At 62.9% G+C, this 24,869-nt stretch carries 25 protein-coding genes; 6 read left to right on the top strand and 19 right to left on the bottom strand.

Annotated elements, in window-relative coordinates; translation table 11 throughout:
* From EYW42_RS12070 to EYW42_RS12060, 4 genes are all read right to left on the bottom strand, one after another.
* A complete protein-coding gene (locus EYW42_RS12070; RefSeq protein ID WP_135535543.1) occupies nt 1-993 on the bottom strand; it encodes a glutathione S-transferase family protein in 993 nt (330 codons plus the stop codon).
* A gap of 300 nt (nt 994-1,293) precedes the next feature.
* On the bottom strand, nt 1,294-2,466 hold the full coding sequence (locus EYW42_RS12065) for a hypothetical protein (protein WP_135535542.1): 1,173 nt from the start codon (nt 2,464-2,466) through the stop codon (nt 1,294-1,296).
* An 11-nt stretch (nt 2,467-2,477) separates the two neighbouring features.
* On the bottom strand, nt 2,478-2,603 hold the full coding sequence (locus EYW42_RS20345) for a zinc ribbon domain-containing protein (protein ID WP_259371292.1): 126 nt from the start codon (nt 2,601-2,603) through the stop codon (nt 2,478-2,480).
* A gap of 105 nt (nt 2,604-2,708) precedes the next feature.
* Nucleotides 2,709-3,083: a DUF7344 domain-containing protein gene (locus tag EYW42_RS12060; RefSeq protein WP_135535541.1), complete on the bottom strand. Its 375-nt coding sequence runs from the start codon at nt 3,081-3,083 to the stop codon at nt 2,709-2,711.
* A 221-nt stretch (nt 3,084-3,304) separates the two neighbouring features.
* Between EYW42_RS12060 and EYW42_RS12055 the strand changes: the two genes are divergently transcribed.
* Nucleotides 3,305-6,427: a methyl-accepting chemotaxis protein gene (locus EYW42_RS12055; RefSeq protein ID WP_202613885.1), complete on the top strand. Its 3,123-nt coding sequence runs from the start codon at nt 3,305-3,307 to the stop codon at nt 6,425-6,427.
* Here EYW42_RS12055 and EYW42_RS12050 read toward each other — a convergent pair.
* The 8 genes from EYW42_RS12050 to EYW42_RS12015 all read right to left on the bottom strand — a co-directional run bounded on the left by EYW42_RS12050 (nt 6,424) and on the right by EYW42_RS12015 (nt 15,230).
* Nucleotides 6,424-7,227: a CheR family methyltransferase gene (locus EYW42_RS12050; RefSeq protein ID WP_135535540.1), complete on the bottom strand. Its 804-nt coding sequence runs from the start codon at nt 7,225-7,227 to the stop codon at nt 6,424-6,426. The two genes, EYW42_RS12055 and EYW42_RS12050, sit on opposite strands and share 4 nt — an antisense overlap.
* Nucleotides 7,224-7,745, bottom strand: coding sequence for a chemotaxis protein CheD (locus EYW42_RS12045; RefSeq protein WP_135535539.1), 522 nt, complete (start codon nt 7,743-7,745; stop codon nt 7,224-7,226). Before EYW42_RS12045 ends, EYW42_RS12050 begins: the two co-directional genes overlap by 4 nt.
* Nucleotides 7,742-8,989 (bottom strand): chemotaxis protein CheC, encoded by a 1,248-nt coding sequence (locus EYW42_RS12040; protein WP_135535538.1) that lies wholly within the window; start codon nt 8,987-8,989, stop codon nt 7,742-7,744. The genes EYW42_RS12045 and EYW42_RS12040 overlap by 4 nt, the downstream gene beginning before the upstream one ends.
* A 34-nt stretch (nt 8,990-9,023) precedes the next feature.
* Nucleotides 9,024-9,626, bottom strand: a complete 603-nt coding sequence (locus EYW42_RS12035) for a chemotaxis protein CheC (protein ID WP_135535537.1) — start codon at nt 9,624-9,626, stop codon at nt 9,024-9,026.
* Between the two features lie 22 nt (nt 9,627-9,648).
* Nucleotides 9,649-12,864: an Hpt domain-containing protein gene (locus EYW42_RS12030; RefSeq protein WP_135535536.1), complete on the bottom strand. Its 3,216-nt coding sequence runs from the start codon at nt 12,862-12,864 to the stop codon at nt 9,649-9,651.
* Complete coding sequence (gene cheB, locus EYW42_RS12025; RefSeq protein WP_135535535.1) at nt 12,857-14,155, bottom strand: chemotaxis-specific protein-glutamate methyltransferase CheB; 1,299 nt, start codon at nt 14,153-14,155, stop codon at nt 12,857-12,859. Before cheB ends, EYW42_RS12030 begins: the two co-directional genes overlap by 8 nt.
* Nucleotides 14,152-14,514, bottom strand: coding sequence for a chemotaxis protein CheY (gene cheY, locus EYW42_RS12020; RefSeq protein WP_121816088.1), 363 nt, complete (start codon nt 14,512-14,514; stop codon nt 14,152-14,154). Before cheY ends, cheB begins: the two co-directional genes overlap by 4 nt.
* A gap of 143 nt (nt 14,515-14,657) precedes the next feature.
* On the bottom strand, nt 14,658-15,230 hold the full coding sequence (locus EYW42_RS12015) for a chemotaxis protein CheW (protein WP_135535534.1): 573 nt from the start codon (nt 15,228-15,230) through the stop codon (nt 14,658-14,660).
* Between the two features lie 117 nt (nt 15,231-15,347).
* Here EYW42_RS12015 and EYW42_RS12010 point away from each other — a divergent pair, with 117 nt between their 5' ends.
* The 5 genes from EYW42_RS12010 to queC all read left to right on the top strand — a co-directional run bounded on the left by EYW42_RS12010 (nt 15,348) and on the right by queC (nt 18,227).
* On the top strand, nt 15,348-15,779 hold the full coding sequence (locus tag EYW42_RS12010; protein ID WP_135535533.1) for a chemotaxis protein CheW: 432 nt from the start codon (nt 15,348-15,350) through the stop codon (nt 15,777-15,779).
* Between the two features lie 66 nt (nt 15,780-15,845).
* Entirely contained in the window at nt 15,846-16,205 is a 360-nt protein-coding gene (locus EYW42_RS12005) for a winged helix-turn-helix domain-containing protein (RefSeq protein ID WP_135535532.1), read from the top strand.
* Between the two features lie 34 nt (nt 16,206-16,239).
* A complete protein-coding gene (locus EYW42_RS12000; RefSeq protein ID WP_135535531.1) occupies nt 16,240-16,695 on the top strand; it encodes a 6-pyruvoyl trahydropterin synthase family protein in 456 nt (151 codons plus the stop codon).
* 1 nt (nt 16,696) lies between these two features.
* Nucleotides 16,697-17,461 (top strand): 7-carboxy-7-deazaguanine synthase QueE, encoded by a 765-nt coding sequence (locus EYW42_RS11995; protein WP_135535530.1) that lies wholly within the window; start codon nt 16,697-16,699, stop codon nt 17,459-17,461.
* A 25-nt stretch (nt 17,462-17,486) separates the two neighbouring features.
* Nucleotides 17,487-18,227 (top strand): 7-cyano-7-deazaguanine synthase QueC, encoded by a 741-nt coding sequence (gene queC, locus EYW42_RS11990; protein WP_135535529.1) that lies wholly within the window; start codon nt 17,487-17,489, stop codon nt 18,225-18,227.
* A 15-nt stretch (nt 18,228-18,242) separates the two neighbouring features.
* Here queC and EYW42_RS11985 read toward each other — a convergent pair whose 3' ends face one another.
* From EYW42_RS11985 to EYW42_RS11955, 7 genes are all read right to left on the bottom strand, one after another.
* Nucleotides 18,243-19,142, bottom strand: a complete 900-nt coding sequence (locus EYW42_RS11985; RefSeq protein ID WP_135535528.1) for a DMT family transporter — start codon at nt 19,140-19,142, stop codon at nt 18,243-18,245.
* A gap of 157 nt (nt 19,143-19,299) precedes the next feature.
* On the bottom strand, nt 19,300-19,845 hold the full coding sequence (locus EYW42_RS11980) for an NAD(P)/FAD-dependent oxidoreductase (protein WP_135535527.1): 546 nt from the start codon (nt 19,843-19,845) through the stop codon (nt 19,300-19,302).
* A gap of 47 nt (nt 19,846-19,892) precedes the next feature.
* Entirely contained in the window at nt 19,893-20,732 is an 840-nt protein-coding gene (locus EYW42_RS11975; RefSeq protein WP_135535526.1) for a hypothetical protein, read from the bottom strand.
* 3 nt (nt 20,733-20,735) lie between these two features.
* Nucleotides 20,736-21,218, bottom strand: a complete 483-nt coding sequence (locus tag EYW42_RS11970; RefSeq protein ID WP_135535525.1) for an SRPBCC family protein — start codon at nt 21,216-21,218, stop codon at nt 20,736-20,738.
* 146 nt (nt 21,219-21,364) lie between these two features.
* Nucleotides 21,365-21,793: an HTH-type transcriptional regulator LrpA1 gene (lrpA1, locus tag EYW42_RS11965; protein WP_135535524.1), complete on the bottom strand. Its 429-nt coding sequence runs from the start codon at nt 21,791-21,793 to the stop codon at nt 21,365-21,367.
* A gap of 161 nt (nt 21,794-21,954) precedes the next feature.
* Nucleotides 21,955-22,890, bottom strand: coding sequence for a thiamine pyrophosphate-dependent enzyme (locus EYW42_RS11960; RefSeq protein WP_135535523.1), 936 nt, complete (start codon nt 22,888-22,890; stop codon nt 21,955-21,957).
* Nucleotides 22,891-22,892: 2 nt separating this feature from the next.
* Nucleotides 22,893-24,788, bottom strand: a complete 1,896-nt coding sequence (locus EYW42_RS11955; RefSeq protein WP_135535522.1) for a 2-oxoacid:acceptor oxidoreductase subunit alpha — start codon at nt 24,786-24,788, stop codon at nt 22,893-22,895.
* Between the last annotated feature and the right edge of the window lie 81 nt (nt 24,789-24,869).

The raw sequence follows: 24,869 nt of genomic DNA, 5'->3' as shown, positions 1-24,869 counted from the left end.
CTACCGGTCGAGAGCGGCGGGCGGACCACCGGGAAGACGGTCCCGGTCGTGGTCCACGGTGAAGTCGATATCGGGACCCGCGGGAACGATCTGCTTCGGGTTTAGGTCAGTGTGACTGCGGTAATAATGCGTTTTGATCTGCTTCAGGTTCACTGTCTCCGCTACTCCAGGGAGTTGGTACAGTTCACGCAGATAGCTCCAGAGATCGTCGTAATCGGCGATCTGCCTGACGTTACATTTGAAATGGGTGTGATACACGGCGTCGAACCGGATCAGTGTCGTAAACATCGCGATGTCGGCCTCGGTGAGACGGTCCCCAGCGAGATATCGCCGATCCGCCAGCATCTCGTCCCAGTGGTCCAACGCGTCGAACAGTTCCCCGACTGCACGTTCGTACGCCTCCTGCGTGTCAGCGAACCCGGCGCGGTACACCCCGTTGTTGATCGGTTCGTATATCTCGTTGATGATCCGGTCGATGTCGTCCTGATACCCCTCTGGGTACAGGTCCACGTCGTTGGCGGCAATATCGTCGAATGCCAGGTCGAACATCCGCATTATCTCTTCGGACTCGTTGTTGACGATAGTCTCTCGCTTACGGTCCCAGAGAACGGGAACGGTCACTCGACCCGTGAACTCGGGGTCTGCCGCAGTGTACACCTCACGCAGGTAATCCGACCCGTGTATCGTATCCGACGTACAGTCCTCTTTCTCCGGCGAGAACTCCCAGCCGTCGTTCTGGCGATACGGGTCGACGACGTCCACGGAGATAGCGTGGTCTAATCCCTTCAACGCCCGGGTTACGAGCGTACGATGCGCCCACGGGCACGCGAGAGAAACGTACAGATGGTATCGGCCCTCTTCCGGGGTGAATTTCGCGCCCGGCGCGTCCCGGACCCAGTCTCGAAACGAGGTCTCCTGACGTTCGAACTCACCCTCCTCGTTCGTCGATTCGTAGGCGTCGGTCCGCCACTCGCCGTCCACGAGCATGTTCATGGCTGACGATCAGCGTCCGACAGTGAAATGTTCAGTGCCTCCGGAACCGGGAAACCGCGTGATTAACGGTAAAATAACAGCATCCTCGCGTAAATTATCCGACTGTGAATAGTAAATAATAAATCGGTGGCGCTGAAACTCCATTTCGCTGAGGGGTGAAAGACGATGGCAGTCGAAGCGGTGATAGCGTCGGTGGGCGACTTCCGACGTTCGAACGACCGTCTTCGTGTCGGCACGACGGGGATCCTCCGGGGCTTGATCGCCAGTTGGGTGTCAGGTGAGTGGGCGTACAGTCCCGTTCTACCAATCACCCTGAAACATTACACGAAGGCCGGACTGTCCCGCTAGTTCGCGAACTACCGCTTTTGCCGAGGATGCATCGAGCGTCGCGAGTAGACAGTAGCCGTTCGAGAGACGTCGATGCGACCGCATCTCCGTTCCGTTCGGATGAACGGGAGTGCGAGCGAGCACCGCTCGACCCTTCTCGTCGCTGGCGTCCGGACGCCACGGTAAGGTGAGCCGAGAGTCCAGAGCGTATCGGTCCAACAGGAGTTCTATCGCGTTCGCCATCGCTCCGACGGGGCCTTCGGTACCGACAGCGCCGACCGATGTCCGCCCGTCGAAAACTCGGACGACGTACTCACCGCCTTCCGTCGTCGCGGACGAGGCGGACCTGCCGTCACCCGGGGAGCTACCCGCCCGGCCATCGTTGCCCGGCGATGCGTCTTTTCGCCCCGTCGCGGCAGGGTCGCCGTCAGTCGAGTCCGCCGAGTTACCTGCCGTCGCTTTCGAGGGCCTCGCCGCGCCGCCGTCGTTCACGGCCGCGTCGTCCGGTCCGAGAGCGACGAGCAGGTCGTCGACGAACCCGTCGACGATGGCAGCGATCTCGTCCGTCGCCGCACCGTCGGCAGCCGCGACCAGAGTTTCGGTAAGAGACTCTGCCACGGCTTCTCTCCGTTTGGCGATACGTTCGGCAGCTATGCGTCGGTCCGCAGCCGGCCGGCGGGATTCGACTGCCGCCTTCGTGTACATCGAAACGGCGTCTTCGTACGAGGGAAGTCGGTCGAGTCGACACTCCAACCGCTCTACGTCGTCACCGTTTCTGGCGAGGAAGACGAACGACCGCCCGTTAGTGAGGATTCCCCAGTCGACACCGCCGGCGGTCATTCCGACCTCCAGACGGTCAATATCCGCTTCGCGGAGCGAATCCTCACAGGGAACAACGTCTACGAAGACGGCGGGCCGGTCATCGACTTGAAGTACGTAGTCTACCGGGTCGCGGTCCGGAACATTCACGTCCGCTTCGACTTCCGGAAGGCGAACGTCCCATCCGAGCGCTTCGAGAAAGGGCTGGACGAGGCGGAGTTCGGTGTTCCGCAGCGAAAGGTCGTCCGATTCCGTGACTGCGGTGTGGGCGCGTTCGACGTACTCCCGCATGTCCGTACCGGTCATCGACTCCTCGTTGTCAGTCATCGCAGTTGTACTTAGGGGTAAAAGAGGTCGGCGTGGTCGAACTGTCTGCCGCAGTCCGGGCACTCGTACTTCGTTCCGTTTTCAGTCTCCACGACGGTACCGCAGTCGGGGCAGTCTGATCCGTTGACGAACGTCATTCGCTCGTAGATGGACAGAGGGGTGACAAAACGTTACCGGTCAGACCACCTGTCGGCTGGACGGGACGCCCGTCGCCGCCACCGAGAAGTCGTTACTACCGAGTACTACGGACTGTCCTCGTTCTGGGCGTCCAGTCGGTCACCGACCTGTAGTGCGTTCTCCGCGGGCGAGACGGCGGCCAGCAACGAGTCGAACTCCACGACCCGAAGAGCCGTTAGTTTCGGAAGGTGGTCGTCGTAGATCGTCCCCTTGATCGCTTCCGGATCGCCCGCGTCCGCGTTCTCCGAGCCATCATTGCCTTCCCGCAAGGCGATCTGTCGGGCGATATCGACGACCGGAACCGGATCCTCGGCCGCCAGAACGTGCGTTAGAAGCATACGCCGTCGCGGTGACTCGAGCACCTCGTCGACGACTGACTCCGGTAGCGGGCGGTCCGGACTGTTCGTCGGTTCGTCCGCGTCGGACGTGTCGAGGGACATGTTCGAACGATCCGTCCCAGAGGGTAAATACGGTAACACGTATCAAATAACCTGTACGCGCCAGGTTGGTCGCTTTTCTCCGGCCGTACACGAGTAGCACCCAGGTCGCTCGTACAGTCGTTTCGGGCGCGATTTCCCCGAAAGAACGACTACGCAACGGGATATCAGTCGTGATAATAGCCGGTGAGGATTTATGTGGTACTAGCGATGGTATCGACCATATGATAGGCGGCCTGCGATCACTAGTTCCGAAGTTTATAAGGCGAAGATACGCACTCAAGTTCGGAATCGTTCTGCTCATTCTCGGCCTGTCTGTCGGTACGATCGGGTACGTCGGTACCGCACAGATAGAGAACCAGGTGACCGAGGACGTGAACAATGACTACGCGGATCTCGCCCAACAAGAAGCGAACAACATCGAAAACTGGAACCAGCGAAACAAACTCCTGACCGAATCAGCCGCATCCTCCGCGACGGTGACGGGCGGCAACACGAGCGAGATTGACTCCGAGCTCAACAGACGTCAGGGGACGCTCGGGAGTGAAGCCCGAAGCATCGATTACGTCAATATGGTCGACGACGAGATCGTCGCGAGTTCCAACAGCGACCGCCAGGGAGTCGGAATTGATTCGCTCGACGAGCCGTGGACGGAGGACGTAAACGCCAGCATGGGGATGGAGGTGTACGTCTCAGACATCTACAGTAAGGACGGCAGCGCGTATATTACGTACATACAGGCAGTCCCCGAAAGCAGCAGTAACGCGATAGCCTACACGTTCAGCGCCGACCAGTTCTCGACTCGGTTCCAGAGCGAAGGGAACGACGAAGTCGTGACTATCGTCGCCGACCGTGACAACCGCATCCTCTTCGACGACGTCCCGATAACCAAAGAGGGCGACCAGTACGGCGCCACGTACTCGGCGAACAACTCTCTCGTCACCAGTGCCGCACCGAAAGGACAGGTGACTGTCATCGACGAGCCCACCGAAGGTCTCAGTGACAGCTACTACGAGATGGGCTCCGAAAAATACGTCGTGGGGTACGCGAGCGTCGAGGGAACCGATTGGGTCGTTCTCACTCACGAGTCGACCGACAACGCGTACGGTATCGTCGGCGACATCTCCCAATGGGGGATACTGGCGACGCTCGGCGGGGTTCTCCTGATCGGACTCGTCGGGGCCGTGGTCGGTCGTAGCACGTCGTCGGCGGTAGACCGCCTGACCTCCAAGACGGAGCAGATGGAGCAAGGGAACCTCAACGTCGAGTTCGAGACCGCTCGGATCGACAACATCGGTCGGCTGTACGAAGGGTTCGGAAGCATGCGTAACGCGCTTCGCGAACAGATTCAAGAGGCGCAGGCCGCCCGCGAGGAGGCCGAGCAGGCCCGCTCGCAGGCCGAGCAGATGAACCGGCATCTGGAGCTCAAAGCCGACCAGTACAGCGAGATCATGCAGGAGTGTGCGGACGGGAACCTCACCGCACGGCTCGACCCGGAAAGCGAGAGCGACGCGATGACGGACATCGCCGAGGAGTTCAACGAGATGGTCGACGAGATCGAAGAGACCACCGAGCAGGTCAAGAACTTCGCGAACGAGGTCGCAACCTCCAGCGAGGAGGTCACAGCGAGTTCCGAGGAAGTTCGCTCCGCGTCCGAGCAGGTGACTGAATCCATCCAGGAGATTTCGGACGGCGCGGAACAGCAAAACGACTCCCTGCAGTCCGTGTCACAGGAGATGTCCGGCCTCTCGACGACGGTCGAAGAGATCGCTTCGTCCTCGAACGAGGTCGCCGACATCGCGGAGCGGACCGCCGAAACCGGCCGCCAGGGTCGCCAGGCTGCCGAGGAGGCCATCGAGGGGATGCGCCAGATCGAAGACGAGTCCGAACAGGCCGTCGACGAGATCGAACAGCTCGAAGCCGAGATGGAGCAGATCGACGAACTGATCGACTTCATTACGGAGATCGCCGAACAGACCAACATGCTCGCGCTGAACGCCAACATCGAGGCCGCCCGGTCCGGCGAATCCGGTGAGGGTTTCTCTGTCGTCGCGAGCGAGGTCAAGGAACTGGCGGAAGACACGAAAGACGCCGCAGAGGAGATCGAGGAACGCCTAGAGCAGATCCAGGACCAGACCGAACGGACCGCGGAGGAGGTCCAGCGGACGAGCAGTCAGGTGGCCCAACACACCGACTCTGTCGAGAACGCGGTGGACGCGCTCGAAGAGATCGCCGGATACGCACAGGAGACCAACACCGGCGTTCAGGAGATCAGTGCCGCCACGGAGCAGCAGGCTGCCTCCACCCAGCAGGTCGTCGCGATGGTCGACGAGGCCGCGACGATCAGCGAGGACACGACGAGCGAGGCGGAGAACGTCGCCGCCGCCGCGGAGGAACAGACCACCGCACTGACCGAAGTGTCCCGAAGCGCAAGCGACTTGGCGGAACAGGCAAGCCGCCTGAGCGAAGCGTTGGACCGCTTCGATACCGATGCCGACGCCAGCATGGACTCGTTCGAACCGGACGACGACCGGCCGGACGACTCGGCAGACGTGTCCGACATCACTGCGGCGGCCGAAGCGGCCGCCAGAAGCTCGGAACCGACGCCGGAATCCGAGGACACCCCTGACGCCGAATCCGCTGACTCCGACGGTGACACGGAGGACGAGGTCGTCGCACAGTCGACGCCGCAGACCGACACCGGGCAGGGTGCCGTCGAGTTCTCGGCAGGCGAATCCGACGAACCGGACGCGTTGGCTGGCGAGAACGAGACGGCGGAACGCACCGAATCGAACGGTCACACCGACGAGAGCGCGGATATCGCACTCGGCGATGAGGGCTCCGATTCGCAGACCGCCGGGTCTGACGCGGCCACGGACTTCGACGACGAGTCCGACGACCCTCTCGTCACGTCCTCGGACGGGGAGAGCGACACCGCGGCGGACGCGGTGGCCGCTCCCTCACCTGACGATCAGGAGAGCCAGGATCCGCTCGCTGACGACAGCAACGGCACGCCGGACCCGCTTGCCGACGACACTGACGATACGCCGGACCCGCTTGCCGACGACACCGACGATACGTCGGACCCGCTGGCGAACGCCGGGGGGGCCGACGACAGTGATGACACCAGTTCGCAAGCGGACGACGACGACGCTCTCGGCCTGGAGTTCGAGACGACTGACTCCGGAGTGGAGGACGAATCGGTCGAAGACGATGGGGCGGTCGACCCTGAAACGGACGATACCGAGGCGGACACCGACGACGAGTCCGTAGACGACGCTGCGGAGAGTGATGAAGACGAGAACGACGACATGTTCTCGTTCGTGCAGGACGAACCGGAGGATTAGTCGCGCCGGTATATCCGCAATCGGCCGTCGAGAACTTCGAACGCGCCTTTTAGATTCGGCGGGATCGTTTCTGCTTTACCGATGACCAGATAGCCACCGGGCCGAATCGATTCGGTGAGCGTCTCGAGGATCGGTTGCTTGTACTCGCTGTCGATGTAGATAAAGAGGTTCCGACAGATAACCAGGTCGAACCCGGCCTTTGGCTGGTCGTTGATCAGGTCGTGATGTTCGAATGTAACGTGTCGTTGGATCTGGTCCCGGACCGAGAACGTGGAGTCCTGCTGCTCGACGAAGCGGTGATAGTTCGACAGAAAGTTCAGTTGCTCTTGAATGTCGATAGTCCGTGTCGTCTCGTAGACGCCTGCTCGGGCGGAGCGAAGCGCCTTGTCGTTGATGTCCGTAGCGAGGACGTTCAGTTTTTCCTCGTCGGTCCGAGGGTCGTCGTGGGCCAGCATCGCCAGCGAGTACGGTTCGCGTCCGTCCGCACAGGCGGCGCTCCAGGCGTGTATCTGCTCTTTTTCCTCCGACAGTTCGCGGAGAACGGAACGGATGCCCTCCCAGACGTCCTCGTTCCGAAAGAACCCGGTGACGTTGATGCTCAGGGCGTCCAACAGGGCTTCCCGTTCGTCGGTGTCCGTTCGCAGGACCTCGAGATACTCGTCGTAATCGTCGGACCCCGTCCGTCGCATCCGGGATGCGAGGCGACGTTGGAGGTAGCTATCGTTGTAGTGACTCGTCGCGAAGTCCATCTCGTCTTCGATGAACCCGGCGAGTCGCGTGAACGACTCGTCGGTGCTCACAGTTCTGTCACTCCGCTCTCGTCCTCCGAGGAGTTGATCGATAGCGTCCCGTTACTTGCGTCGAACTCGACGGTGCGTCCGCGCTGTCCGCCGACTTCCTCCGCGACGATCGGGACGCCGAGTTTGTCGAGTTCCTCGCGGGCCGCGTCGACGTTGCGTTTGCCGACGGCCTCCCCGAAGCTCTCGAACTCGAACATGTCGCTCCCCCCGGCGATCTTCGCTTCGACGGACGTGTACGTCGCCCCCGCTTCGACCATCTGTCGAAGCATCGCCCGAATAGCAGTGTCCGCGAACTTTCCCGGATTGCCGTCGCTGTCCTCGTTCGAGTCGCCGTCCGGAAGCATCACGTGGGCGAGTCCGGCGACTCCGGAGTCGGCGTCGTACAAGGCGACGGCCAGACACGACCCCAGTCCGTACGACTTCAGCGTCACGTCTTCCGCGGTGATGTAGAACTCGGAGATGCCGACCTGAATCGGGTCCGGAGTCGGCGCTCCCGGTTCGCTGCCGTACGTTTTCATGTATCTGATTCGACCTCGTCGACCGGGAACTCCGCGGTCGTCTTCGCGTCCTCGACGCGGTCCACGTCGAGATCGTTCAGCGCGCGCTCCAGGTCGTCTTCGTTCGGAATGGCGTAAATGTCGCAGTCGAACGCCCGGTCCGCGGCCTGGATCTGGGTGTCGAAGACGAACGCGTACTCCTGGTTCTCGCCGAGGTCGATCACGACGGGGTCGATGACCGCCGCGCCCATGTCGTGGATGAACTCCGGCGGCGAGTGGTCGATGGTCGTGTCGAGCACGTTCGCCCACCCGTCGAGGAAGCCGCTGGCCATGATATTGCCCAGTTCTTTGATGGCGCTCGTTCCCATCTCTCCGAACTCGTTGTCGGGCGGCGACGGCACTGTCGCCTCGACTATCTCCCGCGCCGACGCCTCGTCGAACAGGAACAGGAGATAGCCGCTCGGCGTTCCGTCGAAGGAGAACGCGACGCCGACCTTCTTCTCGTTCGCTATCTCCTCGGGGATCGTCTCCAACGAGACAAAGTTGAGTCGACGGATCTCGACTACCGTCTCGATGCCGGTCAGCGTCGTCACCGCGCTCGCGACTTCCGTCGCCCCCTGTTGGGCGAGTTTGTCGAATCCGACCAGTTTGTCGTACTCGATGCCGTCGCTGCCGTCGACGCGCTGGCGCTCTAGGATCTCCGACATCGAGTCGTGTTCTGGAAGCAGGTAATGTTTGTATCCGATCTCTCTGCCCACCGCCTCGATCTGGCTTCGGAACAGGAGCGCGAGGTCCTCGTCGCTGGGGGCGGTTTCGAGGTCGCCGAAGAACGGCTCGGCCGTCTCGCCCTCGATGAAATCGGGCGTGGAGACGTCGATCACCGTTCCGAGAACGTCGGCCCACCCGTCGATGAACCCGTTGGTCATGATCTGACCGACCTCCGTGACAGCGCTCTGGTCCATCTCGTCGAACTCTTCCGACGCGGCCTCCTTGACCAGCGTCTGAACGACCTGAAGGGCGGCGTCGCGGTCGAAGATGATGATCGAGTGTCCCTCCAGACCGGCGCTCAGTTCGACTCTGACGCCGACTTTCTCGGAGCCGTCGTCGATCTCGGCGCGGATCTCGGAGCCGCGCATGAAGTTGAGTTTCGTCACGCCGACGCGAGTCTGGACCCCGGTCATACTCGTGAGACGACCGGCGGCCAGGCCCGCGCCTTCGCGAGCCATACGGTAGAACGTACCCAGCGCATTGACATCTAATTTCATCTGAATTCCCTCGTAGCGTTATCTCTTCCGTCGCTCATGCGGTTGCCTCTAACGCATTCACCATCTCTACGAACTCCTCCAAGTCGGGGAACGCGTAGATCTCGGCCTCGATCTCGTAGCTTGGGACGTTCATCTGCGAGTCGAAAAACAGTGCGAGGTCCTCTCCCCCGAGTCCCGCCGTCCGTTCGACGACTTCGCCCGCCGGCGCGTAGACGAGTTGCGGCGTGGCGATGTCTATCGTTCGGCCGAGTACGTCGGCCCACCCGTCGATGAACCCGCTCGCCATCATGTTACCGAGTTCTTCGACGGCGCTTCGGGCCATCTCCCCTGAAACCGAGGACAGGTCGTCGACCATGTCAGAGAGCATGAGCGCCGTGATCTTCTTGGCGCTCGCCTCAGGAAAGAGGATGAGAATGTGCCCGTGGGGCGGTTCCATGAGGCGGACGCGGACGCCGACGCGCTTCCCGTCGTCGAGTTGCGCTTTGATGTCCTCGATGTCGATGAAGTTCGTCTTCGTCACCTCCATCTGGGCGTCCTCGCCCGTGAGTTTGCTCATGTTGTCGGCGACGCCGTTCGTGCCGACTTTGGCCATTTCGTTGATGAAACTCAGCTTTCGGATATCGACCTTCAGACTCATAGTTGCCTCCGTTGGTGTTCTATCATAGTGACTCCACGTCCAGGATGTTCACAACGTCTCCTTCTCCGAGCACTGTCGCACCGCTCAACCCCGGAATACCGCCCAGAACGCCCTCGTAGGGCTTCACCACGACTTCCTGCTGGCCGCGGACCTGGTCGCATTTGATCGCGACGGGCCTGATCTCGTCGCGGATGCGAACTATCATCCCGTCGTTGTTCCGACGGCTGCTCGGGGTGTCGAGCGCCTCGCTTAGGCGGAGCAACGGGTACTCTGTCTCGTCCCGGCGGACGATCTCTTCGCCGTCGACCGTCTCTATCTCGCCGACGGGACCGATCTCCTGGACGTTTTTGATCGGGATCCCGTACTCCTCCTCGCCGGACTGGACGAACAGAACGTCGGCGATGGCGACGGTGACCGGCAGACGAAGTCGGACTGTCGTCCCCTCGCCGGGGTCGCTCTCGACGTCGACGCTGCCGTCCAGGTCGGAGACAGTGGTAGCGACGACGTCCATGCCGACGCCGCGACCGCTAACGTCCGTGACCGTCTCGGTCGTTGAGAACCCGGAGTGGAAGATGAGGTCGTACACCTCGTCGTCGTCCATCTCGGCGAGTTCCTGTTCGTCCGCAACGCCTTCCTCGGCGGCCGACCGGCGGATCCGGTCGACGTCGAGCCCACGCCCGTCGTCCTCTATCTCGATGACGACTTCGTCGCGTTCGCGTCGCGCCCGAAGCTCTATCGATCCCTCCGGGTCCTTCCCGGCGGTTTCCCGCTCTTCCGGGGGTTCGATGCCGTGGTCGACCGCGTTGCGAACCAGGTGGACGAGCGGGTCGCCGATGTCGTTGAGGATGCTCCGGTCTATCTCCACGTCGCCGCCGGTCGTTTCGAACTCGACCTGCTTGTCCTGCTCGCGGGAGATGTCCCGGACGACGCGCGGCAGCCTGTTCGTCACGCTGGAAAGCGGAACGAGTCGGATGTCCATCACCGTATCCTGCAGTTCGCCGGTGATGTCTTCCAGTTCGTCGAGTTCGTCGTCGAGCACCGCGAGCGACTCGCCGCGTTCGATCGCCCGGCGGAGGCGGACGCGACTCGTGACCATCCCTTCGACGAGGTTCATCAGGTTGTCGATGTCCTCGACGTCGACCCGGACGGACTGCACGTCGTCAGTGCCGGACGACGACCCGCTCTGGTCGATCGCGGCGCGCGAACTGTCGTCCCGTTCGTCGCCACCGGCGCTCGACCCGCCTTTCGCGTTCTCGTCGCCAGCCGCGGTCGACGCCTCGGCGACGCCGGAGTCGGCCGCACCGCTCGCGTCGGCGTCGGTTTCGGGGGAATCGAACCCTTCGAACTGTTCGTCCGCGACCGATCCCGTGTCGACTACGGATCCGGAGTCGTCGATGTCCACGTCGCCGAATCCGCCGGTGTCGACGGCGTCGCCCGCCGCGCTGTCGTCGTCGTGGCTCGCCGAGTCGTCCTCGGGGACCGACGCGTCCGCGGCGTCATCAGTCGTGGTCGCGGTGGTCGTCGTCTCCGTCTCTTCGAGGGCGTCTGAGAGCGCGGATTCGCCGGAACTCGACCCGGCGTCCGCGTCCCCAGTCCCGTCGTCGCTCTCGGCCGCTCCGCCGAAGTCGATATCCCCGAGGGCGTCGTCGGGGTCCGTCTCGTCGGCGTGTCCGTCTCCGTCCCCGCTCTCTTCCCCGTCGCCGAGGCCGAGGTCGCCCAGCGAGGGTTCGCCGGAACTCGTCCCGGCGGCGTCCGCGCTCAGGCCGCTGTCGTCACCGCTCGCCTCCGCATCGTCGCTTGCGGTCACGCCATCAGCGGTGGAGTCGTCAGTACCGCCGCTTGCGGTCACGTCGTCAGTCGCGTCCTCCTCACCGAACGCAACGTCGCCGAACGCGTCCCCCGCCTCGGAGGTCGCGTCGTCGTCTAACAGGTCGCCCTCCACGTCGACGTTGCCGGCGAGGCCATCCTCGATGCCGTCGGAGATGTCTTCGTCGCCGTCGAACGGTTCGAAGTCGTCGTCGTCCGCCTCCTCCCCGATCAGTTCGTCGAAGCCCACTTCGTCGTCTTCGTCCAGTTCGTCGAACTCCAGTTCGTCGAGTTCGTCCTGCAGTTCGTCGAAGCCGACCGGGTCGACTTCCTCCTGCAGTTCGGCGAACGTACTCGACGCGTCTTCGACCTCGTCGTCCGCTTCAGGGGACGACTCGGCCTCGTCGGCGTCGGCGGCTTCGACCGTCGTCTCGGTGTCGTCGACGAGCGAGTCGTCGGCGCTGTCGTCCGCGCCCGACGATATCTCTGGATCGGCGTCGATGTCGGCGAACGACCCGGCTTCGCCGAGGTCGTCTAACCCCTCCATGTCGTCTACCTCGTCGACCATGTCGTCTAGGTCGTCGAACTGGTCGACTTCGTCGTCCTCCAGCAGTTCGTCGACGGACATATCGTCCGCCGCCTCGTCGTCCGCGGGTTCGTCGTCCGCATCCGCATCGACCGCGGCGGCCGCATCCGACTCGTCCGCCGCTGCGGCCGAGGCGGCGACCTCCGTCGCGCCCGTGATGATCGCGTCGTCGACGGCGTCGACGGGTTCGAGCGCCGCGCTAATCGCTGTCTCGCCGACGGGGCTCGCGAACGCGGCGTCGAAGACGCCGCCGTAGTCGCCGCCCTCGATGTCTGGCTCCGGCGGGTCGGTCCCGAGCAGGTCGAACGCGTCCCGGAGCGCTTCGACGACGCGCACGCCGTTGCTGTCCCCGCCGTCCTCGGCGATGTCGAGGCGCACATGGTAAACGTCGTGGGCGCTGTCTGCGGGCGTGTTCACCGCCGACAACAGGTCCTCGACCGTGGACTCGGTGGGAGCCGTTATCCCGGCGGTAGCGCCGTCCGCCTCGGCGCGGAGTTCGTCGATGACGGCCGACGGGTCGGTCTGCGGTTCGCCGTGGCGGCGCACCTCGTCGACCATCTCTTCGAGGAGGTCGACCCCGTCGAACACCTGGTCCATCAGGGCCGGCGTGACCGGTTCGCCTCCGCTCCGGACTGTTTCGAGGAGGTCCTCCAACGCGTGCGCGAGGTTGCTCGCGTCGGTGAAACCCATTGCGCCGCTGTTGCCCTTGAGTGTGTGGGCGGTTCGGAATATCTCCTCCATCGCCGCCTCGTCGTCGGGATCGTTCTCGAGGCGCAACAGCGCGTTGTTCAGTGCCGTGATGTTCTCTTCGCTTTCCTGAACGAAGTCTCGGACGTACTCATCCATCGGTATCACTCTCCGCGGTAGCGGCGTCGACAATGCCCTGTGAGATGTCGTCCGCCCCGAGGACACTGTCGACGCATCCTGTTTTGATGGCCTGCTGCGGGATGCCGAACACCGGACTCGACGCTTCGTCCTGAGCGATCGTCTTCCCACCCGCCTGCTGTATCGCCTCGATGCCGGCGGCACCGTCGCTTCCCATGCCGGTCAGGGCGACGCCGACGAGCGGGGTCGTGACGGCGTTGGCCGCCGACTCCATCGTCACGTCGATAGCGGGACGGACACCGTGGCGGCGGTCGCTTCGCGTCAACCGAAGCCGCAGTTCGTCACCGTCCTCCTCGGCCACGCGCATGTGGTATTCGCCCTTAGCGATGACCGCCTCGCCGGGTCCGACGCGGGTCCCGTGGGTCGCCTCCCGGACGTCGTACGCGGAAAGCGGGTCCAGTCGAGCGGCGAGACGGTCGGTGAAACTCGCCGGCATGTGCTGGACGACGAGCACCCGCGCCTTCAGGTCCGCCGGGAGTTCGTAGAGTATCCGTTCGACGATTTTCGGGCCGCCCGTCGACGCCCCGACGACGATCGTGGGGTACTCTGGCGCGATACGATCGCCACTGGTAGTGACCCGGTCGGCGTTGGCCGGTTCTGTCGTCGAGATGGTGGGTCCGCCCGCCGAATCGGTTGTCGTCGGGCCGGTGGCCGCGGTTTCGGTCGTCGTATCCGTCGGCGCTTTCCGCTCGGTCGAACCCGTCGACGCCGTGCCGGTGGAAGCCGTCTCGGCGGCCGCCGCCTCAGCAGAGACCGCGTCCGCAGTCGCTGCTTCGGCGGTCGTTGCGTCGTCGTTCGTCGTCTCCCGACCGGACATCGCGGCCGTCCGAGACGATAGCCGCTGGGCGATCACGGAGGAGATGTCGGCGCGCTCGACGGCGTCGAGCGCTTCGATCAGGCGCTCCTCCAGTTCGGCGATGTCCGTCTTCGTTCCGTCGCCGGCTTTCGCCATGAAGTCGACGGCACCTTTCGACAGCGCTTCGAACGTCGCGTCAGCGCCGTCATCAGTGTGTGCAGACAGCATCAGGATACGCGTCGGGTTCGACGACATAATGCAATCTACGGCCTCGATGCCGTCCATCCCCGGCATCTCGACGTCCATCGTGACGAGGTCGGGGTCGTGTTCCTCGACGGCGTCTACGGCAGTCTCGCCGTCCGCTGCTCGGTGGACCTCGTAGCCGTGTTTCGACAGGATGTTGCCGATCACAGTCCGCATGAACTGCGAGTCATCGACAACGAGGACGCTGGTCATGCCGGGACGACGTCTTTGAGAGCCTTTCTGACGCTCGGCTCCTCGAACGGCTTCGTTACGTACCCGTCTGCGCCCGCCTTCACGGCGAGTTTCATCTTCTCGCGCTGGCCGACGCTAGTACACATGATGACGCGCGAATCGGGATCGAGTTTCTTGATGGCGGCCGTCGCCTTGATCCCGTTACATTTCGGCATCACGATGTCCATCATGACGATGTCCGGATTCTGTTCTTTGTACAGTTTCACCGCTTCGGCACCGTTGGACGCCTCTCCGACGATGTGGTAATCGTCTTCTAGTATCTGTCTGAGTAGATTCCGCATAAAATGAGAGTCGTCCACGATGAGTACCCCAGTCGACATTCAGTTGATACACCAGAAATCGCTTATCCCAGTGGAACCATAAATGCTGTCGCCCCATTATCGGGACTGATAATGCCCGCAACGGCCGGGACGCCCGAAGTAACGCGGCAAGAACAGGGAGAACGTATCCGGCACTGTCGCGCTCAATTCGCGTTGTCGAGGAGGCGGTCGGGGTTGAGAATAGAGATCCGCTCGACTGTGGCCGGGTCGTCCTCGCTCCCGTCGTTGTCGTCCGGTATCTCGACGACTGCCTTGACGAGGTCACCAGCAGGCATTCCGAACTCGGCGTCGTCCCGGCGGATCTGACTGACGGGGAACGACTCGACGCCCTCAACGGTGTCGATGCGGACGCTCGCGCTCTGTTTGTCAGCCGACCGGTCGAACACCACGATCCGCTGGTTCGCTTCGCTCTCGACCGGTTCCGAGACGGGCAGAAGCTTTCGCGGGTCGATGACGGCCGTGATGTCGCCGCGCATGTCCATGATACCGTCGACCGCCTCCCCGGAACGGGGGACGCGGGTCCGTTCTCCCACTTCGACGATGTTTCGAACGTCGCCGACATCGAGCCCGTATCGCTGTTCGCCGAGGCTGAAAACGAGAACGCGTTCGTGCTCTTCTTGCTCTTCGTCTCCCCCGTCGCCGTCCCGCTCCGTGTTCTCTTCCTCCAACCCGATGTCGTCGACGCCGAGTAGTTCTTCCGGGAGATCGGTAGACATTGAGTGTAACGTATTCGCGGACAGATACAAAAACGTTGACCTCGACCCGTCCGGACAGTTCCACGAACCGATCGACAGAAGAGAAAGTTCACGTACCGCCCAAACGACGGGAGTCGTATGAGCGAGGACCGCCAAATGCTTCTCTTCGAACTCGGCGACGACCGCTACTGCGTGGAACTAAAGCGGGTGACGAACGTCGTCGAATGTGGTTCCTTACAGTCGGTCGATTCCGACCCGGAGTTTCTGGCCGGCCGAATGGCCGTCCGTAGTGAGACGCTCCGCGTGATCGACCTGAAACATCTGTTCGGCGTCACCGCGGCCGTCAGACACACCGGGGAGATCGACAACGCCGAACACGTCGTTGTCTTTAACTCCCGGTCCGGCGGTGACGTCGACGCCTGGCTCGTCGACGAGGTACGGAACGCTGTCTCCGTCGACGACGACACCGTCCTGTCGGCGTCCGGTCCGATGGCGCACGTCGAGGGGACCGTCCAAACTGACCACGGGGAAACAGTGTGGGTCGATGCCGACGCGATCAACGGGATCTGACGGTCTTCGTAACCTATCTCGCGGCCGGAAGATTCAACTATGATAATTTAATACTTTCCCGAAAGGATGGCCGCTACGAAACTCGGAACCGACGAAACGGACTCGCACGTTCTTCTCTCCGCGCTAGGGAGCAAATACAGCGTCGAGATCCTCCACGCCACCCAATCACCGACCTCCGCTCAGAAACTAAGCGACGAGTTGGACGTCCCTATCGCGACATGTTACCGACGCATCGAGGAACTCGTCGACGCCGGCCTGCTCGAATGCGAGGGTCGGAAACTATCCGAGGAGGGCCGTCGAACGAACGTCTATCGTCGGACACTCGACGAACTCTCGATCGACCTCACGCCCGATGCTCCGACGATCACTCGCGAGGAACGGTCGGAGGCGAAAAACCACATTCAGGACCAGATCGACAGGGAGTAGGAAGTCCTAAGTATTCTCTGAATAAACTCTGGGTATGACTCAGCCGACCGACGAGCCCCCGGCCCGCGACCTCGACGCGGGCGAACGCGTCCTGTACGTCGGGCGTGATCGGCCGATCAGGATCAGTACTGGACACCGGATTCTCCACCACGACGGCAAATGTAGCCGGCCCCACGGCCACAACTACGAGGTCACCGTTCGCGTCGTCGGGGAGGTGACCGCCGAGGGGTGGGTCGTCGACAAAGGGGATATTACCGAGGTAATATCAGAGTGGGACCATCGGTTTCTGGTCGAGGAGGGCGATCCGCTCGTCGAAGCGTTCGCATCGTCGGGTGACGACGACGGCGTGGTCGTTCTCGACCACCCGCCGACCGCCGAGGTGATGAGCCTCGTTCTCGAACGACGCCTCGTCGACCGCTTGCCCGACAACGTAAACGAGGTTTCGGTGCGAGTCCGCGAAACGGCGGAACTCTGCGGCGGAGGCTTCTGACGTGCCCGTAAGCAGCGACCCCGGATCTGATTCCGACGCCGCGGGGGACCTCCCGGTCAACGAACTGTTCTACTCGCTCCAGGGCGAGGGGAAACTCGCCGGTGTCCCCACGGTGTTCATCCGGACCAGCGGCTGTAACCTCAGGTGCTGGTACTGCGACTCCTATCACACCTCCTGGGAACCGACCCACGCCGCGATGGACGTAGACGGGGTCCTCGACGACGTGCGCTCGCACGGCGACGCGGACCACGTCGTTCTCACCGGCGGCGAACCGATGATGCACGAGGCGTCCGTCCGCCTGCTTGAACGACTCGACGACGCCGGCTACCACGTCACCGTGGAGACGAACGGAACGATCTACCGCGACGCCCCGATCGACCTGGCAAGCATCAGTCCGAAACTGCAAAACAGCACGCCCACGGCCGACCGGGACCCGAAGGGCGAGGGCGAGTGGGCCGAACGACACGAAGACCGGCGGATCGATACGGATGCGCTCGCGGACCTCGTGGAAACCTACGACTTCCAGTTGAAGTTCGTCGTCACCGAAGCGTCGGACATGCCGGAGGTGAACGACCTGGTCGCCCGGATACGGGAGGTCGCTGACGCTCCCGTCCGGGACGACGACGTGCTCCTCATGCCGGAAGGCGCGACGCGGAAGCGCCTGAACGAGACTCGCGAGCGCGTCGCCGAACTCGCTATGGACCACGGCTACCGCTACACTCCGCGGCTTCACGTCGACCTCTGGAACGACGCGCCGGAAACGTAACGACCGTTTGCTCGCTTCCCCAAACATGACCGACAACTCACCGACCACGACCGACGAATCGACCGACAAACGCGCCGTCGTCCTCGCCTCCGGCGGCATGGATAGCGCCACCGCCGCGTACGTAGCGCTGGAGCGCGGATACGACCTCTACCTCCTGCACACCTCATACGGACAGCAGACGGAAGACAGGGAGCTAGAGTGTGCGCGTAAACTGGCGGAGACGACCGACGCCGCGGACTTTCTCCACGTCGAGACGGGCCACCTCTCGCAGATCGGCGCGTCGAGTCTCACCGACGAGGAGATGGCCGTCGCCGACGCGGACCTCGGAGACGACGAGGTTCCGTCGTCGTACGTCCCGTTCCGCAACGCCAACCTGCTGTCGATGGCCGTCTCCTACGCGGAGGCGAACGACTGCGACGCCGTCTTCATCGGCGCGCACAGCGAGGACTTCTCGGGCTACCCCGACTGTCGGCCCGAGTTCTTCGACGCCTTCCAGAGCGTGGTCGACGTGGGGACGAAATCCGAGACGAGCATCGACCTCGTCGCGCCGTTCGTCGAATGGTCAAAGACAGACATCGCCGAACGCGGCATCTCGCTCGACGTTCCCTACGCGTACACCTGGAGTTGCTACCGCGATAACGAACCCGCCTGCGGCACCTGCGACGCCTGCGCGTACCGCCTGCAGGCGTTCCAGCGTGTCGGCGTCCGCGACCCTATCGAGTACGCCGAACGGCCGGACTACGCCGACGGGCCTCCGCGTTCGTAGACCACTCTCCGACCACTACGACGTGGGTTTGCCATCCCTCGCGGTCGTCGTCACGTAGATACCGCCGAGGACAACGGCACCGGCGACGACCGTCGTGGCAGAGGGGACCTCCGCGAGCAACACCAGCGCGAGCAGCGTACTCCCGACGGGTTCACCGAGCAGAGAGACGCTGACGACGCTCGATTCGACGTGTTCGAGCGCCCAGTTTATCACCGTGTGGCCGAACACGCCCGGGCCGATAGCCATGCCGAGAAAGAGCGCCCACTCCCGGGGCGGGTAATCGAACAGGGGGTACCCGTTCGCGACGACGAAGCCGAGCAGAACGACGGCGCAGGCCGCATAGACGACGGTGACGTAGGGGAAGAGCCGAACGCGCTGACGGATCGACCGGCCCGCGAGGACGTAGCCCGCTGCCATCACTCCGCCGAGGACAGCAAGCGCGTTACCGAGAACCAATCGACCCGTCGTCGCGGGCGATCCGGCGTCGCCGAGCGTCATGACGGCCATGCCGACGACAGCTATCACGATGCCTGCGACGGTGCGGTGAGTCACACGCTCGTCGAGAAGGAGATACGCTCCGACGGCGACGAACAGTGGTTGCAGTTGGACGAGCGTCACAGACGCCGCGACGCTCGTGTGATTCAGGCTCTCGAACCACGCCGCGAAGTGGACGGCGAGCGCGACGCCCGCAACCACAGCGGCGGCGGCGTCTCTGCCCGAAAACCGCCGAAAGTCACCGGGGTTCCGGACGGCGGCGACCGGTGCCACGAGAGCCGTCGTGAAGAGGACGCGGTAGAACGCTTTGATCCCGCTCGGTGCGACGCTCCAGCGGACGAAGATTGCGCTCGTGCTGACGGCGAGCACGGCGACGATAATCGCACCCAGCGGCGAGACGCGACTGCTGATCCCTCCCATCTACCCGAATGTTCCCTCCTCACCGCTTGGTCGTTACGGTCTCGGATAACTGACACTGACTGACGGGCGTCATCGAAGGCCCTCGCAAGGGCGTTTCCAAGAGGTGGTTGAAACGCTCCCGTCCGACAGTGTGAACCCTCGGCCGCGAACCGTTACCTCACGACGGCGTGTCGAAATCGTGGAACGGTTCGCCTGCTTCCTTGCTGAGAATATCGACCGCCGCCACCGCACCGTCGCCGGCCGAGATGACGGCCTCCATCTTCTGGCCGCGTATCATACGCCCCGCCGCGTAGGCGTCGTCGATAGTCGTCTCGTTGTCGTTGTCGGTGACGACCGTCCCGTCGTCGTTTACGCCGCAGCCGAGTCCTTCGGCCAGTTCCACCGAGTCGCCCGCCGCGATGACGACGTAGTCCGCGTTGTACTCCCCGTCCTCCGTTCGAAGCGAGAACCCCGCTTCCGTCTCTTCGACGGCCGTCACCTCGGCCTGCTGTCGGTCCGCCTCGAAATCGTCGACCTGACCCCGAGCGACCTCCATGAACTCCGATCCCCCTATCTCCTCGATACCAAGATAGTTGTACAGGTGGGCCTTGTGCATCCACGTCTCGTCAGTGTCGAACACGACGGTGGCGAGGCCGTTTTTCGCCGTGAAAAGCGCAGCGCTCAATCCTGCCGGTCCTCCGCCGATAACTGCTACGTCGACCATATCGGATCCGTCAACGCTCACGTCGATAATGCTTTCCTCGGGTTTCGCTACGACAGATCGTTTTCCAGTTCCGCTAATTGCGATCCGACGCTGTCCCAGGCGGCGTCGGCGACGACGGTCGTGTGAGTTCTCACCGCGGTGGCTTGCGCGAAGTTGTCCGTCCCGTTCGAGAAGGTGTCGGGAACGGTCCCCGACCCCGGCCAGGCCGTGTCCGAACAGGAGTCTCGGAAGGGACCGTCGCACTCCTCGCCGACGTACCGAACGTAGGCGGTCGACATCGGAGAGACGTTCGTGTAAACGCCCGCCTCTCCCCGGTCGCGAGAGACGTAGGTCACTTCGCCATCGGCGTGGTCGGCACCGAGTGCGTGGAGCACCTCGTGGATGATCAGGTTCGCGGCGACGCGGTTCCCGTCCCAGAACCGCGCAGCACCGACGTTCGCCACGGTCGCCCCGTCAGCGTCGGCAGTCACCCGGTCGATCCGGTGGCCGTAGCCGTTATCAAACTGCCAGGAACCGCGCAGCAGGAACGCGTGGATCCCCGGCCCGTCAGTATCGCCTTCGGGGATACCCTCCCACTCGGACTCCAGATGAGTCCGGTCGGTCGACCAGTCCGACTCGGCCGTTATCGTCCACGATAGCGAGAACTCGTCGAATCGCTCGTTGAACTGCCGAGACAGGAGTGTCGCCGCCCTTGACGCGCACTCGATGTCCTCGCTCGTACAGTCCTCGTGGACGTGCAGGTGCAGTGTGAGCGCCTGTTCGGCCGCATCAGTCGTCGCTCCTGCTGCCTGGGCGAACGGTCCTGCCGCCACGGCCGTCCCGAGGGCAGCGAGCATCGTCCGTCGGCGCGTTTCAGATCCGCCTCCGTGTTGCTTCCGTTCGGTCATTGCCTATCCTTCGAACTGCTCCTTCGTTTTCCGGTGTCGGAACCGAAACATCGGTTCGAACCCGACGATAGCAACGGGACTTGCCGCATTCCCGAGGCTGCCGCCGGGCAGTCGATACTCCACGTTATCGCTAACTATCGTTTCGCCCCCGTCCGCGAAAAACCGGTGAGTGTGTACCCAGTGGTCGAAGGGACCGTCCTCCATGGTGTCCCGGAACACCGCCGTTCCGTCACCGTACTCGCGTTCGACGATAACCGAGGTCCACGATTGCCGGGGACCGACGCCGAACGGTTGCATCGACAGGGAGATCGCCGCGCCGACCTCCAGCACGTCGGGGTCGAACTCCCCGTCCGGACCAGTGACTGAGTCCACGCGAAGGTTCAGGAAATCCGGGGTGAGCGCCTGGAGGCCCGAGACGTTCGAGTGAAAGTCCCACACCTCCGAAAGCGGCGCGCCGACCCGGGTTTCGCGCTGATAAACGGCCATGCACCATATTGGGTCGACGCGAGTATAACACCCGGGGGTCCGCGGAACTACCGTTCGTCAGATCGAGTAGCGCGTTTTACACGGCCATAGGAACGTTCGCGCTCTCCGCGAGCACGTCGCGGCGTCTCGCCGAAAGAGAGCGTTCGTTACTTGAGGCGTTCTTGCAGAAACGACGGGTGAGCGGCGGTCACGCCATCGATATCGAGGATAGATTCGCTGATGATCTCGCCGAGTTCGTCCCCGTCAGCGGCGCGGACTTCGGCCATAAGCATGTGGTCGCCGCTGGAGGTAAACAGCGCCTCGACCGCCGGCAGTCCCTTCAGGTTCTGGGTCGCTTCGACGTACCGCTCGCTCTCGACGTCGATGCCGACCATCGCGATGCTCTGACTCGACAACTTCTTCGGGTCGATGTCGGCGGAGTAGCCGACGATAACGCCCTCGGATTCGAGTTTGTCGATGTACTTTCGGACCGTCGGTTTCGATACGTCGGCCCGGTTTGCTATCTCCGCGTAGGAGGCTTGCGCGTCTTCCTCCAGCACAGAGAGAATACGGTCTTCCGTGGACTGCGTACTCATAAGGATATATTTTGCTCCGACGGAAAAATATCTTTTGAACACGTAAACAGTCAGTGACCGAACCGGTTCGCGCACGTTGACGGTGGAAACGGACACTAGACGGGCCAGATGTGGAAAAATCGCGTCGGGGGTGAGTCAGCTTTCGGTCAGTGGCCGGCCGATCACTTGTGGCGGTCGATCAGGTCCGCGCTCCGCTCCCACTCGTAGTCGTCGTCGAAGTACCGCTCCGCCAGCGGTTCCTCGGGCATCTCGCCTATGGCCCGCTTCTCCTCCTGATAGGAGGGACGCTCGTCGTCGACGTAGAAGCGGCCGGTGAGAACCTCTCCCTCGTAGAGGGCGTCCTCCGCCTCGTACATCATCTCGGAGGCTTCGCGACGGTCGTGGATGTCGAAGTCGTACTCGTCGTTCTCCTGAATGTCGATGTACGGGACGTACTGCTTCGCGTCCTTGTTCCAGGTCGGACACTGGGTCAGGAAGTCGATATGCGCGAAGCCATCGTGTTCGATGGCCTCCATGATGATCTCCTTGGCCTGGTTCGGGTTGACTGCGGCCGTCCGAGCGATGTAGGATGCCCCGGACGTCAGGCTCTGGGACAGCGGCCGGATCGGCGTCTTGGCGCTGCCCGAAGGCTGGGTCTTCGACTTGTGACCCTTCGGACTGGTGGGCGACGTCTGGCCCTTCGTCAGCCCGAATATCTCGTTATTGAACACGATGTAGGTCATGTCGTGGTTCTCCCGGGCGGTGTGGACGAAGTGGTTCCCGCCGATACCGTAGCCGTCACCGTCACCGCCGGCGGCGATGACTTCGACGCCGGGATTCGCGAGTTTGGCCGCGCGAGCGACCGGGAGCGAACGGCCGTGGATCGTGTGGAAACCGTACGTTTCCAGGTAGCTGTTCAGCTTGCCGGAACAGCCGATCCCCGTCACCGTCAGTACTTCTTCCGGCGTTCGGCCGACTTCCGGAAGGGCTTGCTTCAACGCCTTGAGGACGCCGAAGTCGCCGCATCCCGGACACCAGGTCGGCTGCGGTTCGATACCGGGCGTGAATTCGTCTCGTTCGATGTCGCGTTCCTCACCGATTGCGTTGAATGCGCTCATGATTAGTCACCTGCCGCAGGTTCGATCCGGGTACCAGTCGCCAGGTTTTCGGTACTGTCGTCGATCTGGGCCTCGAAGCCCTTGACGACTTCGCCCGGTTCGAACGGGTTTCCGTTGTACTTGAGGAGGCTGGTCATCTTGTCGCCGTACAGTCCCAGTTCTTTCTGAGTCAGTCCGCGGAACTGTGCCGTCGCGTTCATCTCGACGACCAGCGCCTCCTCGACGCTCTCTAAGAACTCCGTCATCTCCTGTTCGGGGAACGGCATCATGTCACTGACGCCGATAGATCTGACGGAGTGGCCCGCATCGTTCAGTCGGTCGACTGCTTCCTCGACAGCACCCTGCTGGCTCCCCCACGTGATGAGCCCGTATTCGGCGTCTTCCGGGCCGTAATACGTCTGCTGGGTTTCGTACTCCTCGTTTAGCTCCTCACGGATGGAATCGAGCTTCTGCATCCGCCTGTCCATCTGGTAGACGCGGTTTTCCGGGTCTTCGCTGATGTGTCCGGACTGATTGTGCTCGTTCCCCGTCGCGAGGTAGCGCCCGCCCTTCTGTCCCGGCAGGGACCGCGGGCTGACGCCGTTTTCGGTCTCGTGAAGGAAGCGGTGGAACTTGCCCGACTCGTCGTGAGCAGCTTCCGCGATCTCCTCTTCGGTCAGTACGCTCCCCGGGTCCGCGTTGGGCTCCCGGTCGAAGAAACTCGCCGGAAGATTCGTGTTCTCGCCGGAGAGCTTCTGGTCGAAGATGACGATAGACGGGATCTGGTAGTCGTACGCCATCTTGAACGCCATCCGCGTCTGGTCGTACGCCTCGCCGACGGTGCCCGGCGCGAAGACGACGCGGTTCGAGTCGCCCTGGCTGGAGTACAGGACGTGTTCGAGGTCACCCTGTTCCGGCTTGGTCGGCATCCCTGTCGACGGGCCAGCCCGCATCGCTTCGACGAGGACGACCGGCGTCTCGGTCATCTCGGCCAGGCCGAGCGGTTCGCTCATCAGCGCGAAGCCGCCACCCGACGATCCGGACATCGACTTGACGCCGGCGTGGCTTGCGCCGACCGCGAGCGCTGCCGCCGCGATCTCGTCCTCGACCTGCTCTGAGATGCCGCCGAACTTCGGCAGGTTCTGGGACATGATAGTGAACACGTCTGTCCACGGCGTCATGGGGTAACCGGCGATAAACCGGCATCCCTCGTCCAGCGCACCGTAGGCGATGGAGTTCGACCCCGACAGCAGTACCTGTTCCTCGTCGTGGTCGCCGGTAGGCACGCGCAGGTCGTGTTCGAAGTCGTATTCGTCTTTGACCGTTTCGTAGGACTCCTGAAGGATGGTGAGGTTCGCCTCCAGGATGTCGCCGCCCATCGCGTCCTCCATCAGGTCCTCGATGTGTTCGAGGTCCATATCGAGCAACGCGGCGGTGGCACCGACACCGGCCGTGTTCCGCATAACCTCGCGGCCGTGTTCCTTGGCCAGTCCGCGCAGGTCGAGGTCGAACACGTGCCAGTTGTTCTCCTCGGCGCGCTCCTCGAAGTTCGGGATGTCCTCGGCGTCAAGCAGTCCCGAATCGTAGACGATGATGCCACCCTCGCGGAGTTCGTCGAGGTTCTCCGACAGCGGCTTCGTCTCCTCGTTTCCGTAGTACGCGTTCTCCTTCGGATTTCGAGCGAACGAGTCGCCCAGAGCCAGCAGGAAGTTGTACCCGTCTCCGCGTGATTTCACCTCGTGCTCGGCGGCACGGATCTCCACGTACGTGTGGCCGCCGCGGATACGCGAGGGGTAGTGGCGATGCGTGAATACGTGTAGCCCCGCTCGCATCAGGGCCTTCGCAAAGTTCTGACTCGTCGAGTCGATTCCGTCACCGGAACCTCCTGCGACGCGCCAGATGAGTTCGTTGTCAGTCATAGTTGTAGGTCCCGGGCCCGCGTGGGCCACGACTAGTTACTTTCTTGGCTACACCCGGACTAAAGGCTTTGCTATACATTA

Source organism: Halostella pelagica (genome assembly GCF_004762015.1).
Lineage (GTDB): Archaea > Halobacteriota > Halobacteria > Halobacteriales > Natronoarchaeaceae > Halostella > Halostella pelagica.
The sequence above is the reverse complement of the archived record's forward strand: the minus strand, read 5'-3'. Positions and strand labels throughout refer to the sequence as shown.